The 14518-nt window shown below is 36.6% G+C and carries 17 protein-coding genes; 3 read left to right on the top strand and 14 right to left on the bottom strand.

What is annotated here, in order from left to right:
* The first annotated feature begins 151 nt into the window (after positions 1-151).
* On the top strand, positions 152-1039 hold the full coding sequence (gene cdd / locus M1E86_RS05735; protein ID WP_004256516.1) for a cytidine deaminase: 888 nt from the start codon (positions 152-154) through the stop codon (positions 1037-1039).
* A 157-nt stretch (positions 1040-1196) separates the two neighbouring features.
* Here the strand turns inward: cdd and M1E86_RS05730 are convergent, their stop codons facing one another.
* The 10 genes from M1E86_RS05730 to M1E86_RS05685 all read right to left on the bottom strand — a co-directional run bounded on the left by M1E86_RS05730 (position 1197) and on the right by M1E86_RS05685 (position 7204).
* On the bottom strand, positions 1197-1844 hold the full coding sequence (locus tag M1E86_RS05730; protein WP_213913470.1) for a hypothetical protein: 648 nt from the start codon (positions 1842-1844) through the stop codon (positions 1197-1199).
* Entirely contained in the window at positions 1831-2499 is a 669-nt protein-coding gene (locus tag M1E86_RS05725) for a hypothetical protein (protein WP_213913469.1), read from the bottom strand. The genes M1E86_RS05730 and M1E86_RS05725 overlap by 14 nt, the downstream gene beginning before the upstream one ends.
* 153 nt (positions 2500-2652) lie before the next feature.
* Entirely contained in the window at positions 2653-3777 is a 1125-nt protein-coding gene (locus M1E86_RS05720) for a serine protease (protein ID WP_213913468.1), read from the bottom strand.
* A gap of 28 nt (positions 3778-3805) precedes the next feature.
* Positions 3806-4030 carry a hypothetical protein gene (locus tag M1E86_RS05715; RefSeq protein WP_213913467.1) on the bottom strand — a complete coding sequence of 75 codons (225 nt, stop codon included), beginning with the start codon at positions 4028-4030 and terminating at the stop codon, positions 3806-3808.
* 8 nt (positions 4031-4038) lie between these two features.
* On the bottom strand, positions 4039-4761 hold the full coding sequence (locus M1E86_RS05710) for a hypothetical protein (protein ID WP_426099282.1): 723 nt from the start codon (positions 4759-4761) through the stop codon (positions 4039-4041).
* Positions 4762-4792: 31 nt separating this feature from the next.
* The gene (locus tag M1E86_RS05705; RefSeq protein WP_213913466.1) at positions 4793-4936 is read right to left on the bottom strand and encodes a hypothetical protein; all 144 of its coding nucleotides are present in this window, start codon (positions 4934-4936) and stop codon (positions 4793-4795) included.
* Positions 4929-5303, bottom strand: coding sequence for a hypothetical protein (locus M1E86_RS05700; RefSeq protein ID WP_213913465.1), 375 nt, complete (start codon positions 5301-5303; stop codon positions 4929-4931). The genes M1E86_RS05705 and M1E86_RS05700 overlap by 8 nt, the downstream gene beginning before the upstream one ends.
* On the bottom strand, positions 5296-5679 hold the full coding sequence (locus M1E86_RS05695; protein WP_213913464.1) for a hypothetical protein: 384 nt from the start codon (positions 5677-5679) through the stop codon (positions 5296-5298). The genes M1E86_RS05700 and M1E86_RS05695 overlap by 8 nt, the downstream gene beginning before the upstream one ends.
* A 143-nt stretch (positions 5680-5822) precedes the next feature.
* On the bottom strand, positions 5823-6521 hold the full coding sequence (locus M1E86_RS05690) for a hypothetical protein (RefSeq protein WP_213913463.1): 699 nt from the start codon (positions 6519-6521) through the stop codon (positions 5823-5825).
* 59 nt (positions 6522-6580) lie between these two features.
* Entirely contained in the window at positions 6581-7204 is a 624-nt protein-coding gene (locus M1E86_RS05685) for a hypothetical protein (RefSeq protein ID WP_213913462.1), read from the bottom strand.
* 425 nt (positions 7205-7629) lie between these two features.
* On the opposite strand from M1E86_RS05685, the gene M1E86_RS05680 reads away from it, so the two are divergent.
* A complete protein-coding gene (locus tag M1E86_RS05680; RefSeq protein ID WP_102138392.1) occupies positions 7630-9327 on the top strand; it encodes an NAD-dependent malic enzyme in 1698 nt (565 codons plus the stop codon).
* A gap of 161 nt (positions 9328-9488) precedes the next feature.
* Positions 9489-10370: a rhomboid family intramembrane serine protease gene (locus tag M1E86_RS05675; protein WP_213913461.1), complete on the top strand. Its 882-nt coding sequence runs from the start codon at positions 9489-9491 to the stop codon at positions 10368-10370.
* 66 nt (positions 10371-10436) lie between these two features.
* Here the strand turns inward: M1E86_RS05675 and M1E86_RS05670 are convergent, their stop codons facing one another.
* Genes M1E86_RS05670 through murQ form a run of 4 tightly spaced genes read right to left on the bottom strand, consistent with a single transcriptional unit; the run spans position 10437 to position 14419 of the window.
* On the bottom strand, positions 10437-11219 hold the full coding sequence (locus tag M1E86_RS05670; RefSeq protein ID WP_213913460.1) for a sulfite exporter TauE/SafE family protein: 783 nt from the start codon (positions 11217-11219) through the stop codon (positions 10437-10439).
* Positions 11219-12064 carry a MurR/RpiR family transcriptional regulator gene (locus M1E86_RS05665; RefSeq protein WP_213913459.1) on the bottom strand — a complete coding sequence of 282 codons (846 nt, stop codon included), beginning with the start codon at positions 12062-12064 and terminating at the stop codon, positions 11219-11221. Before M1E86_RS05665 ends, M1E86_RS05670 begins: the two co-directional genes overlap by 1 nt.
* Positions 12065-12079: 15 nt before the next feature.
* On the bottom strand, positions 12080-13441 hold the full coding sequence (locus M1E86_RS05660) for a PTS transporter subunit EIIC (RefSeq protein WP_213913458.1): 1362 nt from the start codon (positions 13439-13441) through the stop codon (positions 12080-12082).
* 60 nt (positions 13442-13501) lie between these two features.
* Complete coding sequence (gene murQ, locus M1E86_RS05655; RefSeq protein ID WP_213913457.1) at positions 13502-14419, bottom strand: N-acetylmuramic acid 6-phosphate etherase; 918 nt, start codon at positions 14417-14419, stop codon at positions 13502-13504.
* Positions 14420-14518 lie beyond the last annotated feature (99 nt).

The raw sequence follows: 14518 nt of genomic DNA, 5'->3' as shown, positions 1-14518 counted from the left end.
CTTGCTCATACGCACACTGATAAAATATGAGATATATCTCACAACAAAAGAATATGTTTCATGTATTACATTCAAAATAGTGACAATTATCACATATAGTTCTACGTATTATTGAATAGAATAAAAACAATTAAAATAGGGAGAGTAACTCATGCATTCAAGATTTAAGGCCGCTTGGGCCGAGCTTCCAGAAAAGTTACAGTCAGTACTTAGACCTATCATTGATAAATCTGATTTTCAAGGCATGTTAACGGCGGAACAAGTTAAACAGATTAAAGCTGAAACAAGTGTAGACGACGCTGAGTTAGCCTTTGCATTATTACCTTTTGCTGCTGCCTATGCCCTCACTCCTATTTCCCATTTTAACGTGGGTGCAATCGCACGTGGAGCAAGTGGTAACTTGTATTTTGGTGCCAATATGGAATTTAGCCATGTATCAATGGGCCAAGTGATCCATGCAGAACAGTGTGCAGTGACACACTCTTGGATGAAAGGTGAAACGCAGATTACCTCAATTACTGTAAATTACACACCTTGTGGCCACTGCCGCCAATTTATGAATGAATTACGTGAAGGTGGTAAAATTATGGTGAATTTACCAGGCCGCACACCCGCAGTACTACACCACTATTTACCCGACTCATTTGGGCCGTCTGACTTAAACATTACTACTTTACTACTCGACCCTGTTGACCATGGCTATAAAAACCAAAGCCGTGATCGGTTATTAAGTGCCGCAATTGAGGCTGCAAACCAATCCCATGCACCTTATAGCCAATCCCATTCAGGAATTGCGTTACAATTAAAAGATGGCTCACTGTTTACCGGACGCTACGCAGAAAATGCCGCATTTAACCCAAGTTTACCGCCACTACAAGCCGCTTTAATTATGATTAACCTTGCAGGTAAAGATATTCACGCCATCGACCAAGCTAAGTTTGTTGAAAAGCAAGATGCAATTATCAAACATTGGTATGTTACCGAAAATACATTACAGGCACTGGGTTGCCAAAATATTGAATTAGCTTATTTGGATTAATTTTATATTTATTTAAATATAACGGTTATTGCTGGGAGCTTGAATAAATAGCAATAACCGTATAGTTGTTATTAGAACTTTAATCTTGTTCACAAAACCATTTACCTGCAAAGTGGCCATCCATAATAGGACTCACTAGTTTTGATTAATATATGCCCTAGTAAGTGAATTCATTAAACAATTTCTCTGTTTCATTTATCGTCTCTTCTAATGTAATAACTAAAGGGATCTTTCGCATTTTTTCTAGCCAAGCTTGGCTTTGTTGCTGTTTTATCGATGCAGATTGCGCGGCTTCTTCTTTCATGTCTAGCCAAATGCTAGCAAATAACGCTGATTCACCATTAAGTGATTTATTAGAAAAGCTATTTAATAGTTTCCCTATAATTTTATTCTGTTTATCTATAGATAATACTTCAAATACATCTTTAAACAACCAACCTTCATAAGGAATTCCTGAATTTAACATCGCTTCTTTTTTTATTTTAATAAATTCTTGATGTGTAATATCACCAATTGGGATGTTATCACTTTCTTTGCGATTTTTCATAATTCGTCCGTATGCTAATTTGACTTCTTTTTGATACCGACTCCGTTTTTCACTGGTGAATGATTCACCCTGTGCCTTCATATAATTATTTAAAAACTCTTTTTCTAGATAAATAAAAATACTGAAATATTTATCACTTGAATCATTTACCTTTTGAGGGTTATATTTTTCATTAAAAGAGTAACCTTTATTTATGAGAATTAAACATGATAAAATTATAAAAATTAATTTAGGAATAATAGATTTAGAAACCATCATTAGAACTCCTTTTATTCTTATTAAAATTCATTGAATCATTAATCATTTCTTCAAACATAAAGTCTAATTCTTTTTCTATATTTTTAACTAAAGTAATCCGCCTCATTTTTTCCAGCCATTTTTTACTTTTAATTTGCTTGTCTGATAATGGTTTAGCGGCTTCCCTTACCATTGCATACCAGAGCATTATGAATAATTTAGCTTCTTTCTCAGGATCGTTGTTATTCATCACAAAAACAAACTGTTGCCATAGTGTCTCTCGGTTTCTCTCATTAACAACATCCAGAACATCTGCCAAAATCCAAGCATTGTATGGCATTCCCATCTCATTCAAATTCTCGCGATAAAAAACCATTGCCTGTTCATGGCTTAATTTTTTAATAAATGCTTCTTTTGGATACTTTAAAAATTCTAACATTGGGTTATTATCTTTTTCACCCTTAAAAATGACTAATTTTTTTCTATCAAATATTAAATCCTTAGATTCAGAAAAGTATAACATCTGTAGCATAAAGAAAAGACGTGGCGTTTTAACACCTTTTGTTTCACAAAAACTAATTATATTCTTTTTATTATATTTTACATTATTTCCTTGAGGATTTTGGCAAGCACTGAGAAGAAAAACTGAAAGCAAAAATATTAATTTATAATTCATATACATCCTTGTTATTCATAAAGTTAGAAACCAATAATATTAAAAACAATTATGTAAAAAAACATTGCCCACATACAAAAAAACATCAGCAATCACCATTAGATTACTAATAACTGAAATAATTTATTTTATTATAAGCGGACTTTTTAAATATTAATTAAAACTAAAAGATCCTCCAGAAGAATAACCACTATAACTAAATTCAGGTATACTTGGCATTGAGGGTATTGAGTATTTATCATCAAATGAGTCCATTGAATTGTTCATTGATGACATATTGTCTCTTAACTGGCCAATCATATTTTCAAAATGATGGTTATTTCTTATGGTATCTGTAGGGAAGTCTTTAAATCCGGAAGTTCCCGGAAGAACAACACTCGGGCGTTCTAGATAATAATTTGTTGGTGCTTCATTATTTTCAAACTTTGAACTATCCAGCAAATTTGTTGTAAGCGGTGCTAATTGCCTATTCGGCTCGGATTTTAGATAAGTGCTTTCCAATATCGATTTATCTACCATATTATGTGGATACTTAATTGGAGGTGTTGGCTTGTTGTTTATTGATGGCATATTTCCCCTTAAATCATCAATCATACGATCATAATGAGCAACATCTGGTTGATAATTAACTGATGGTGAATCAAATAATCCTGTTTCTGGTAATATATAGTCAGGTCTTTCTAAATAATATTCAGACAATAGATTTTTATGTGTAAATTCCGTTTGGCCACGCCAATCTGTTTGTACTTGAAATGATTCTAAATGTTGTGAAGGATAATCCCAAAATGAAAAACGCTCTGTTCCTCTATCAATTAAAGGGTTTCCTGTATTATAAATAATTGTATTTATTCTATCCATATTATCTTCTTCTATATGAGATATAATATTTTGATAAGATTTCTTGGCTGTAACCACCACGCCATCTACTACATTATCAATATCCAGAACTCGTTTAGTCCAACTATGTATTTTAGGCTGCATATGCGCTGGAGCTTCATATAATGCTCTAAACATTATATCTTTAGTATTTATACTAAATAATGTTTCACTTTCTATATCACCTACAGAATTTAAAGCTCTCTGCCAATAACTTTCTCTTTGTTCTCTAGGTAACACAAAAAATACAGGTTCTAAAGTCCATGCATCAGAAGGAAGATTATAATAAGAAAATACACTACTATGAAATAATTTAGCCTCTATGTGATTTATATCACCATAGATTACATCCTTTCCATCTTCAAATCTATTTTTTAGGGTTTGAACATAAGCTATTGCCATATCATAGCGAATACGCTCAATTATAAACTCATCTTGCTAAAATAGCTTCATCTAAATAATTAAGCGCAAAAGCACCTGAAAGAGAATCACCTTTAACCACACTATTAGCTAATTTAGCATATCGGTCTCCTTTACTTTCCAAATATTCATACATCAACTTTGGTTCTTTGGTTACGTATAAAATTTTAATTGCATTAGAAACATCACTACGAGTTAACTTTAAATCACCCTTTCTAATTTCTTGAGTTCTCATATTATCTCCTAATTTTTAACATGGTCGAGTAAAAAAATGCGTATTTTTTCCCTCATTATATTGCTATTAGATAATTCTTTAGCATCAAAATAAAATTTAACCTTAGTTCCTATTTCTGGAATCAAAAAATATTGAAAACACTTATGATACTTCTCATCAATTGGTAACCATTCACACTCAATTAAAAAAATCACTTCATTATTAATTTCCTTCCAATAATATCCTTTTTTATTAAAATACATATCATCTTTATGACCAATACTTCTTCGTATTGTTACAGTCACTTCAGTAAAATAAAGATCCAACTCTTCATCATAATATAACTCCCCCTTTCTTTTGAGGTACCCCATATCTAAATACACGTGTTTTCTATAACTCAAATATTTTTCAGGGTTTCCTTTTAATGGTTCAGCATAAACTTCTATAATTTTAACATCATTACTTACCTCATTAGATGGTTTCAAATCAGACCAAGACATTCGCATTGGCAGCACTCTAAAATTAGCCTCACACCCTTTTTTATTTTCAATAAACCTTGGGTCAAAATAGCTATACCCTTCATATTCAGCAAATGGAAAAACATACTCGCCAGGAACTTCTATAATATTCTTATTAAACTGCCCACAGACAAAACCGGGGCGATTATCAGTGAAACTATTTATGGAAATCATTAAAACAAGACAATTAACTGTAAATTTAATTAGATAATTAATTATCATTTCAAATTTCATACTTGCACCTGTTTAAATAAATCAATATATTTTAAATTATAAAAATATCCTCACTAGGTATACTTGAAACATTTTCTTCGCCCATGGAATTTGCAAATTTACTTTCTAATAAAATAACATTTAAACTTGCGATATCATTATAATTAATTGAAAAACTAGCCATACCTTTACTCATAATATTCATCCTTAATAAAACCGAAGACAAAAACCTTAACTTCATTCATTATATCCCTCCATTGATTATACTTATCAAAACCAAATTTAATCTCTGCAAGTATACCTTTTTCTAATATTGAAAAACTCATATTACAACTTGAATATTTATTTTCCAATGGTAGCCATAAGCATTCTAAGATAGCAATAACTTCATTTTCTTTTTCGAACCAAAAAAAAGATCTTTTCTTTTGAGTTCTTTTTCCACTATATAGTTTTTCAGATACATTATATTCATCAAAATAGTCAACATATTGAAGTTCGGAATCATCGTCATATAATATATGACTTCTCTTTCCTAAATATGATGCATTTAAATAATTACTCATTTTTTGTGTCAATGAGTAATCTTTCTTTCCAATTGGCCTCAATATAATTTTTATTGTTTTTTCTTCCATTCCAAAATGGAGATTTTTTTTTAAAATCAACACTTGTCATATAAGGCCAATGCGTTATTAATGTTAATTCTCTAAAATTAGCATCACATCCTTCTTTATTTTCAATAAACCTTGGATCAAAATAGCTATACCCTTCATATTCAGCAAATGAAAAAGCATACTTTTCAGGAACTTCTATAACCGTGCCATTAAACTGCCCACAGACAAAACCTGGACGATTATCAGCGTAACTATTTATTGCGCTTAATAGCATAAGACAATTAACTGTAAATTTAATTATATAACTAATTATTAGTTCAAATCTCATACTTACACCTATTAAAATAAACTAACCATACATAAGCTCTGGATTTTTACTAACTATTAAAATTCGGGCAACATTAGATAAATCTATTGATATTAATTCTAAGTCTCCCTGCCTACGATCACGACCATTCATATTTTTAGTTCCTAATTTTTAATATATTCAGATAAAAATAGTCTGACCTTGTCTTGAATAGCGTCCCAATTAACAAGATTTGAAAATTCAAATGCAACACTATATTTAAGACCAAATTCAGGCATTAATGATAATAATTTACAACGCCGATAACTATCATCTAACTGTCTCCATGAACACTCCATTAAAACATTGACTTCACCATTATCTTCATCCCAATAGTAACCATACTTTATTATATTGACATCCACTTTATTACCATTAATATGTTTAAACTCAATAGAAACCTCATTAAAATAAAGTTCTAATTCCTCATCATAATATAGTTCACCCTTTCTTTTAAGCCTTCCCATATTTAGGTATATATTTTTTTTATGACTGAAATATTTTTCAGGGTCACTATTTAATGGCTCAACATAGACTTCTATCATTTTAACATCATGACTGACTTCACTAAATGGTTTTAAGTCTGGCCATGACATCCTCATTGGCAGAATTCTAAAATTAGCATCACATCCTTCTTTATTTTCAACAAACCTTGGGTCAAAATAGCTATACCCTTCATATTCAGCAAATGGAAAAACATACTTACTAGGAACTTCGATAATATTCCGATTAAACTGCCCACAAACAAAACCGGGGCGGTTCTCGCCATTAACAATGCAGGAAAATAATAATAACGGTAGAATTAAACAAAAATATAATTTCATAATAATTGACACCTTGATACTTATATAACATTTAATTATAAAAACCATTTAAATGAAAACTATGATTTAGCAGAAGCCAATATTTTACTCATACGTTCATACCATTTATTAATAATAACTTTTTGTTTCTTAGTCGCCTTCTTTTCCTTTTCTAATATCACTTTCATCAAACTGTATATTACCGATAATTCATGGCCACGGTCTCCAGAAGCTGCCATAATTTTTTGCCAATAAAATTCTTTTTCTTTTTCATCTAATACAGAAAATACCACACCTAAAACCCAAGCTTCTTCGGGTATTTTATTACGTAACATGACCAGATAGTGTATTTCATCTGCTTCTTTATAAGTCATATCATGAGAGACTTTTTCACCTGTACTCTGTTTCTTCGCTTTTCGCTTCAATACTTGAAGCATTTCTAATGCATGGTCATAATTTATTTTGTCTATCAATGTTTTATTAATTTTTTTGTTTTTTTCTTTCATCACCAAATAAAAATAATCTGTTATAACTCGACCAAAAATTGATGAACCATATTTGTTTTCATAGAAATAGCTGTCAATATTCCTTAGTGTTTCGATTGGGTTATAGTCTGCTCTTGAATGATTCATTCCTCCTAGAAATGCCATAATAATTAATATATAAATACGCTTATTTCTTAACACCCCATTAATTAAATTCATAAAACTCCTTAGTGAAAAATGAAATATAAAATAAAATTTAACTTATATAAATTTAAAACTTGCAGCAATATATGATATTTAAAAATATAATTTAACTTTCATTGAATCCGTTTTTTCTCTCTGTAACTGACTAAAAATAAGAAAAAACATGAAAAAATTGAACCCGCAGAAAAGCTAAACTAACGTTTGAAAACGTAAAAATAACGATGAGACATTCATTATTTGCCTAAGCGTGATCTACCTACCGTAATGCGTATGCCGTTATCGGCTTTCATTCCCTTCCGCGCATAAACTCCTTATCATATGCACAATATTTTTCAGTAAATTTTTTAACGCTTTTTTATCATTATTTACTGTACATATTTGCTGTTTAGCTTAGGATCTACCCTGACTTTGTTGATTAATCGTTCGAAGAGTGATATTTCATGGAACATGAGTACGAAACAAAACGCCCTCTCTATATACCCTACGCTGGCCCAATTTTGCTTGAATTCCCTTTGCTGAATAAAGGAAGCGCCTTCACCGAAGAAGAGCGTGCAAATTTTAACTTGCATGGTTTACTTCCTGAACAAGTTGAAACCATCGAAGAACAAGTTGAACGTGCCTACCGCCAATTAATTGATTTTAAATCAGATATTGATAAACACATTTATTTGCGAAATATTCAAGATACCAACGAAACCTTATTTTATCGCCTTATAGATGCCCACCTGACAGAAGTAATGCCAATTATCTATACCCCAACCGTGGGTGAAGCTTGTGAGCATTTCTCTGACATTTATCGTCGTGCACGTGGTTTATTTATTTCTTATCCAAACCGTGAATACATCGACGACATGCTACAAAACGCCACCAAACAAAATGTGAAAGTGATTGTTGTTACCGATGGCGAACGTATTTTAGGCCTTGGTGACCAAGGTATCGGCGGTATGGGTATCCCAATTGGGAAACTCTCTCTCTATACCGCTTGTGGGGGTATCAGCCCTGCTTATACTTTGCCTATTGTTATTGATGTAGGAACCAACAACCCACAGCGTCTGAATGACCCTCTATATATGGGATGGCGCCACCCACGTATTACTGGTGATGAATACAACGAATTCCTTGATGAATTTGTTCAAGCAGTAAAACGCCGTTGGCCAAACGTATTACTGCAATTTGAAGACTTCGCCCAGAAAAATGCGATGCCTTTATTAACCCGCTACCGTGATGAGCTTTGCTGTTTTAATGATGATATTCAAGGCACTGCATCCGTTGCATTAGGTAGCTTAATTGCCGCCAGCCATGCTGCAGGCAGTAAGCTAAGCGACCAACGCGTGACTTTCTTGGGTGCCGGTTCCGCAGGTTGCGGTATTGCAGAGCAAATCATCGCCCAGATGAAATCCGAAGGTTTGAGCGACGAAGAAGCGCGTTCACGCATTTATATGGTTGACCGCTTTGGTTTATTAACCGATAAACTGCCTAATTTACTCGATTTCCAAGCTAAGTTAACGCAAAACAGTGAGAATTTAGCCAGCTGGGATGTTAACAGTGACTCAATTTCACTGTTAGATGTCGTACGCAATGCCAAACCAACCATATTGATTGGTGTGTCTGGCCAAGCTGGGTTATTCACAGAAGAAATCATTAAAGAGATGCATAAACACTGTGAACGCCCTATCGTGATGCCATTATCGAACCCAACGTCACGTGTTGAAGCTCGCCCTGAAGATATTATCAATTGGACTGATGGAAAAGCATTGGTCGCAACAGGAAGTCCATTTAGCCCAGTATCTTACAAAGAGCAAGTGTTCCCAATTGCACAATGTAACAACTCCTATATCTTCCCGGGTATCGGTCTTGGTGTGATCGCCTCTGGTGCTAAACGCGTTACTGATGGCATGTTAATGGCCGCCAGCCGCGCTCTCGCCAGCTGTTCACCTCTTGCTAAAAATGGTGAAGGTGCGCTATTGCCTCTGCTATCTGATATCCAAGATGTTTCTCGCATTATTGCTAAACAAGTGGCCAAAGAAGCACAAGTTCAAGGTGTGGCAACCGTCACATCGGATAGCGCTCTTGATGAAGCCATTGAACGTAATTTCTGGAAGCCTGAGTACCGTACTTATAAACGTACTTCGTTTTAATTTGTCATAACGGTATTGATTGAAAGGGGCTCTTTAGAGCTCCTTTTTTGTTTTTTATAGCTCCCGAAAAACGAATGTCTGTTTTCTCAGATAATGATAAATTGCGCTAAACAAATCACTTATTTAAGATAACGGCCATGGCTGATTAATAGGATATTGACATGACTGGCGACCTCAATGCTGCTATTCCACAGAAACCTAAGTTTTCCCTATGGGCAATAGCTCTAACACTTTTTATTGTAGTGCTAAATATTGTTGTTTATTTTTACCAGCTCAATTATGCCGCCCCACTCGATTCCCAAGAGAATAATTTATTGCTATTCGGTGCCAATGTTTACCAACTTTCATTAACGGGGGATTGGTGGCGCTATCCAGTCAGTATGGTATTGCACTCAGGTGGTATGCACCTTGCTTTGAATACGTTGGCTTTGTTTGTTATTGGGATTGAATGCGAACGTACCTATGGAAAATTTAGGATGCTCGCGATATACCTATTTTCAGGTATTGGCGCGGCATTTTTTAGTGCTTATTGGCAATACAGTGAAGCCATTAATGCAGTAGCGAACCGAGCATCAATGAATGCGTGGAATAGTTTATATTTACCTGATAACACGGTATATATTACCGTGGGTATTGGCGCATCTGGCGCTATTATGGGGTTAGCTACCGCTTCTGTAATTGATTTATTAAAAAGAATTAATAACCCGAGTCTCTCTCTTGAAGAACGCAACCAATTAAAACGCCCGCTATATAATATTATTGGGATGATTGCGCTAACTCTCATCAATGGTTTGCAGTCAGGTATTGATAACGCTGCTCATATTGGTGGCGCTGTACTTGGTGCGGTTATTAGCGGTGCTTTTGTGCTTGCGCCACAAGCAACATTTCGGGTAAAACTGCTGTCTAGTGTCTTAATTGTACTTATAGCTGCCACCTTACTGGCCATGACACTCAGCCAGTTTTCTTCCTTACAAGACGAAGACCTAAACTATGAGCGCCAGTTTATTTACCAAGAAATGGCAAAAGAACTTAATCAGCGATAAAAAATACCGTTTTTTGGTAAGAGAGCAGTCCTATTATTGATACCGTCAATAATAGGACGCGTAAATCTAGAAAGTGAATAAATTCATTGTCATCATTACCGCACTGCAGGTGATTAATAACAATGTAATGTATTGAAAGGTGCGTTCAGATAAACGGATCAGTAAATATTTAGCTAATGGCATCACAATCAATGCTCCTGCACACAATATCAGCGCCAGTTTTAAATCTGTATAGCCATCTTGCGCATAAGCTAAAGCAGAGGAACCAGACAACACAGTTGTTACAAAAATCGATGTGCCAATTGCTTGCTTAATATTCAGTTGCATATAGCGCAACAACATTGGGAGAACAACCACCCCACCACCAACTCCAGTTGCACCAAGTACAACACCCGCTAGAACAGCTGGCACAGCCATGGATTTTAGCTGATCTCCTTTTGCCGCTTCTTGTTTGATGATCGAAACAAAAAACATTCGCTGAACAAATAAATAGAGCGAAAATATAATGGCAGCAGCCACTAACAGGTTAATACCCCACTCGACTTGTTTTTCATACCCCGGTAATCCCCCCAGCCATGTCACAAACAGACTTGAGAGAAAGGTGCTCGGCAACATAATCGCTAATACAATGAGTGCACCTTTAAAGGGGATATTGCCTAAGCGAAAATGCATATAAGAAGAAGAAACCTTCATTAGCATCGAAAGGAAATTGGCCGTGGCGACTGCCGCTAGTGCATTTAGCCCAAAAAAATAGGTCAGTATCGGTAATACAATCACACCACCACCGACACCCGTTGTGCTAATAATCAGCCCAATAAGTGCACCTATCGCTAACTCCGTTACAATCATTAACTCTTGCCTTGTATCAGTGCGCGTCGCCCTTTTTGTAATGCTTCATTTGCATCACTATCTGCTAACGTGAGGTATTTAAAAAATAATGTATCGAAAGTAATCATCTGTAACACTTGGGGGGTGATGATGCCTAATTGGGAATGTTGCTCATCATAAAAATAAGGCAAGGCGAAGTCCGCTAACTTTATTGCTTCATCTTGACCAAAACGTGTCAGTGCGACTGTCGAGCAACCTGTTTCTTTTGCAGCACGAAGCATGCTATTGATTTCTTGAGTGTTTCCACGCGCCGTTACTGCAATAGCAAGGTCCTCCGGCCCTAAGTTTGCCGAGTAACTTAGCTGAACATGCAAATCATAACTAAACAGTGCGTGTTTATTAATGCGAACTAATTTATGGAAAATATCGCTGGCGACAATGGCTGAAGACCCGACACCAAACAGCACGATACGTTTGGCCTGAAACATTTTTTGCGCGATGGTATCTACGACAGAGGGCTCAAGTAAATCCAGTGATTTTTCAATAGCCGAAATAAACATTTGCCCTGTTTTGGCGATAATCTGAGAAGTATCATCGTGACGACTCAGATTACCGTATAAACTTTCTGCTTTGTGTTGCTTCTCATCCGACAAATAATCGACTTTAAATTCAGGATAGCCACGGTACCCCATTTGGCGTGAAAAGCGGATAACAGATGCACTACTGACCCCAGCCGCCTGTGCCAATTCCGCTGCATTCATCGCGATAAGACTTTCGCGGTTATCCAGCAAAAATGTGGCAATACGTTGTTCTGTGCCTTTACCGCGTGTCTGCAAGCTTTCCAGTTTTACCGTCAGTGTCGACATGGCTTTTCCTTCTAATTATTTTTCTGGATCAGTGAAGCCTATTATCATACTGGCAATGAACCCGACAATCCATGCACCCGCAACTGCAATTAAGAAATCCAAGATTTGGCCATCACCCACTAATGGAATTAATGATAACCCAGCAGTACCAAAAGGAATGATGATCCCGACATGGAAGAATGCCATTAATGCCCCGCCAGCCGCGCCACCAATACAACCGGCAATGAATGGTTTTCCTAATGGTAATGACACACCGAATAATAACGGTTCGCCGACACCAAAAATACCCACAGGTAACGCACCGACTAAGGTTTTCTTCAAACGTTGGTTTTTGGTTTTTAAATAAACCCAGAAACATGAACCCACTTGCCCCATTCCACCCATAGCTAAAATTGGGAACAAGTAATTCAGGCCAAAGGTTTGTAAAATTTCAGCATGAATTGGGATCAAGCCTTGGTGTAAACCCGTTAATAATAAGAATAAGAAACTGCCGCCTAAAATACCGCCCGTCGCCACGGCGGCACCACCGCTGTTTAACAGCGCAACAGAAACGCCTTGCGCTAAAATTTGGTTTAAGTAATGCCCCGCAGGTTGGAACACCACAATTGCGACCATCGCAGAGACTAAAATGGTCACAAATGGCGTCACGATAAGATCTAGGCTTTCTTTAATGATACTTCTAAACCACACTTCAAATTTAGAAGAGAAAACGACTACCATCAGTACCGCAAAAATCCCCCCACTACCTGGGACTAATTTCGAACCAAATAAGGTGATATCCGCTAAACCTGGCATCGAAAGTAGCCCAGCCATGACCGCACCAATTGAGGTGGAAGCACCAAGCTCTTTCGCGGTATTCACCCCAATCATAATTGAAAGATAAACAAAGACTGCGCTACCAATCAATTTTAATAACTTAAATAACTCAGGGAATTGGTCGACAACACCCGGAGCAACCAAGCGGACGATATTGATTAACCCCATAATCAAACCACAACCAATCAGCGCAGGAATGGTTGGGACAAATATAGCCGCTAACGTATTTAAAGTACGACGAATTGAAAACACTTTTTTCTCTGCCGGTGCTACGCTCTCTGTTGCTGTAGAGGTGCTACCTTGCATTCGTTTGTTCATCACCGAAAAGACTTTCGCTGCCGTGCCCATCCCAACAATCACTTGTTGTTGTTCACCATTGAAAATCACGCCTTTTACGCCTTCAATTTGCTTCAAGGCCTCAGCATCGAATTTGCTATTATCTTTTAAAACTAAACGGATACGCGTCATACAATGCGTTAATGTTGCCACGTTATCAAAGCCGCCCGCATATTTTTCTATTTCTCTGGCGAGTACATCCAGATGTTCTATCTTATTAGCCATATTATTCCCCCGGTGTTGGCTAAGCTATATGCTAGCTTTCCATCACGCTATCCCCATTTATTAACGGTGTGTATCTAACATGCTGTCCAATGTGGTATTTGGATGCTGTTGAACGATGTCCGTCGCTTGCTGTGCGTTGATTTGTAACTCATGCATTAAAATTGCGCGTCGTGGATGATAATCCACTTGTGCCAATAACCCTGCTGCGGTGTGTTCATCAATACCGCAGACCTCACTTACAATCCGTTCTGCGCGGCGCAGTAATTTGATATTACTCGCAACAACATCAACCATTAAATTAGTATGAATACGACCTAATCTCCCCATCACACAAGTACTTAACATGCCTAAAATCATTTTTTGCGCAGTACCGCTTTTCATGCGAGTCGAACCTGATAACACTTCAGGGCCAACATCGGGGGCAATCGCCAATTTAGCTACTTCGCTGACTAGCCCTCGGCCTCGCGTAGTAATCGCCACCGTTAACGCACCGATTTCATTGGCATATTCAATACCTGCTAAGGTAAATGGTGTGCGTCCGCTGGCTGCAATACCCACCACGACATCTTTGGCACAGAGTTGGCGTTTTTTTAGCTCTTCAATCGCTGACTCTACTGAATCCTCAATATTTTCAACCGCGTTTAGCATGGCATCTTGGCCACCCGCAATAATCGATTGCACCATTTCAGGTGAAGTACCAAATGTGGGTGGACATTCTGCACTATCTAATACGGCTAACCTACCGCTAGTACCCGCGCCAATGTAAAACAAACGTCCACCTTGCTTTAAGCACTCAGCAACAGCGTCAACCACTTGAGCAATCGCAGGTAGCACAGCCTGAATGGCACCTGCAACCGTGCTATCAGCTTGGTTAATGACGTTCACCATCGATAGCGTATCCAAACGTGAAAACTGCTGCGTTTCCTGATTGAATTCATTCAGTAGACAGTCACTCAGAGTATTTTCGGCTAGAGACATTCAAACTCCCCCATGAAATTTAATTTCATTAAAAAATACATTAAATGAATTTTTATTTCAATTTAAATCACTGCAATTTTGTACAACTTAATTGCGGGT

Source organism: Providencia sp. PROV200, assembly GCF_049901995.1.
In the GTDB taxonomy this organism is placed as follows: Bacteria; Pseudomonadota; Gammaproteobacteria; order Enterobacterales; family Enterobacteriaceae; genus Providencia; species Providencia rettgeri_E.
This window is presented reverse-complemented; position numbering and strand designations above follow the sequence as displayed.

What these genes read in the sequence shown, in the direction of transcription:
- cdd (WP_004256516.1), top strand. Translation starts at nt 152, where the DNA reads ATGCATTCAAGATTTAAGGCCGCTTGGGCCGAGCTTCCAGAAAAGTTA.
- M1E86_RS05730 (WP_213913470.1), bottom strand. Translation starts at nt 1,844, where the DNA reads ATGATGGTTTCTAAATCTATTATTCCTAAATTAATTTTTATAATTTTA.
- M1E86_RS05725 (WP_213913469.1), bottom strand. Translation starts at nt 2,499, where the DNA reads ATGAATTATAAATTAATATTTTTGCTTTCAGTTTTTCTTCTCAGTGCT.
- M1E86_RS05720 (WP_213913468.1), bottom strand. Translation starts at nt 3,777, where the DNA reads ATGGCAATAGCTTATGTTCAAACCCTAAAAAATAGATTTGAAGATGGA.
- M1E86_RS05715 (WP_213913467.1), bottom strand. Translation starts at nt 4,030, where the DNA reads ATGAGAACTCAAGAAATTAGAAAGGGTGATTTAAAGTTAACTCGTAGT.
- M1E86_RS05710 (WP_426099282.1), bottom strand. Translation starts at nt 4,761, where the DNA reads ATGAAATTTGAAATGATAATTAATTATCTAATTAAATTTACAGTTAAT.
- M1E86_RS05705 (WP_213913466.1), bottom strand. Translation starts at nt 4,936, where the DNA reads ATGAGTAAAGGTATGGCTAGTTTTTCAATTAATTATAATGATATCGCA.
- M1E86_RS05700 (WP_213913465.1), bottom strand. Translation starts at nt 5,303, where the DNA reads ATGAGTAATTATTTAAATGCATCATATTTAGGAAAGAGAAGTCATATA.
- M1E86_RS05695 (WP_213913464.1), bottom strand. Translation starts at nt 5,679, where the DNA reads ATGAGATTTGAACTAATAATTAGTTATATAATTAAATTTACAGTTAAT.
- M1E86_RS05690 (WP_213913463.1), bottom strand. Translation starts at nt 6,521, where the DNA reads ATGAAATTATATTTTTGTTTAATTCTACCGTTATTATTATTTTCCTGC.
- M1E86_RS05685 (WP_213913462.1), bottom strand. Translation starts at nt 7,204, where the DNA reads ATGAATTTAATTAATGGGGTGTTAAGAAATAAGCGTATTTATATATTA.
- M1E86_RS05680 (WP_102138392.1), top strand. Translation starts at nt 7,630, where the DNA reads ATGGAACATGAGTACGAAACAAAACGCCCTCTCTATATACCCTACGCT.
- M1E86_RS05675 (WP_213913461.1), top strand. Translation starts at nt 9,489, where the DNA reads ATGACTGGCGACCTCAATGCTGCTATTCCACAGAAACCTAAGTTTTCC.
- M1E86_RS05670 (WP_213913460.1), bottom strand. Translation starts at nt 11,219, where the DNA reads ATGATTGTAACGGAGTTAGCGATAGGTGCACTTATTGGGCTGATTATT.
- M1E86_RS05665 (WP_213913459.1), bottom strand. Translation starts at nt 12,064, where the DNA reads ATGTCGACACTGACGGTAAAACTGGAAAGCTTGCAGACACGCGGTAAA.
- M1E86_RS05660 (WP_213913458.1), bottom strand. Translation starts at nt 13,441, where the DNA reads ATGGCTAATAAGATAGAACATCTGGATGTACTCGCCAGAGAAATAGAA.
- murQ (WP_213913457.1), bottom strand. Translation starts at nt 14,419, where the DNA reads ATGTCTCTAGCCGAAAATACTCTGAGTGACTGTCTACTGAATGAATTC.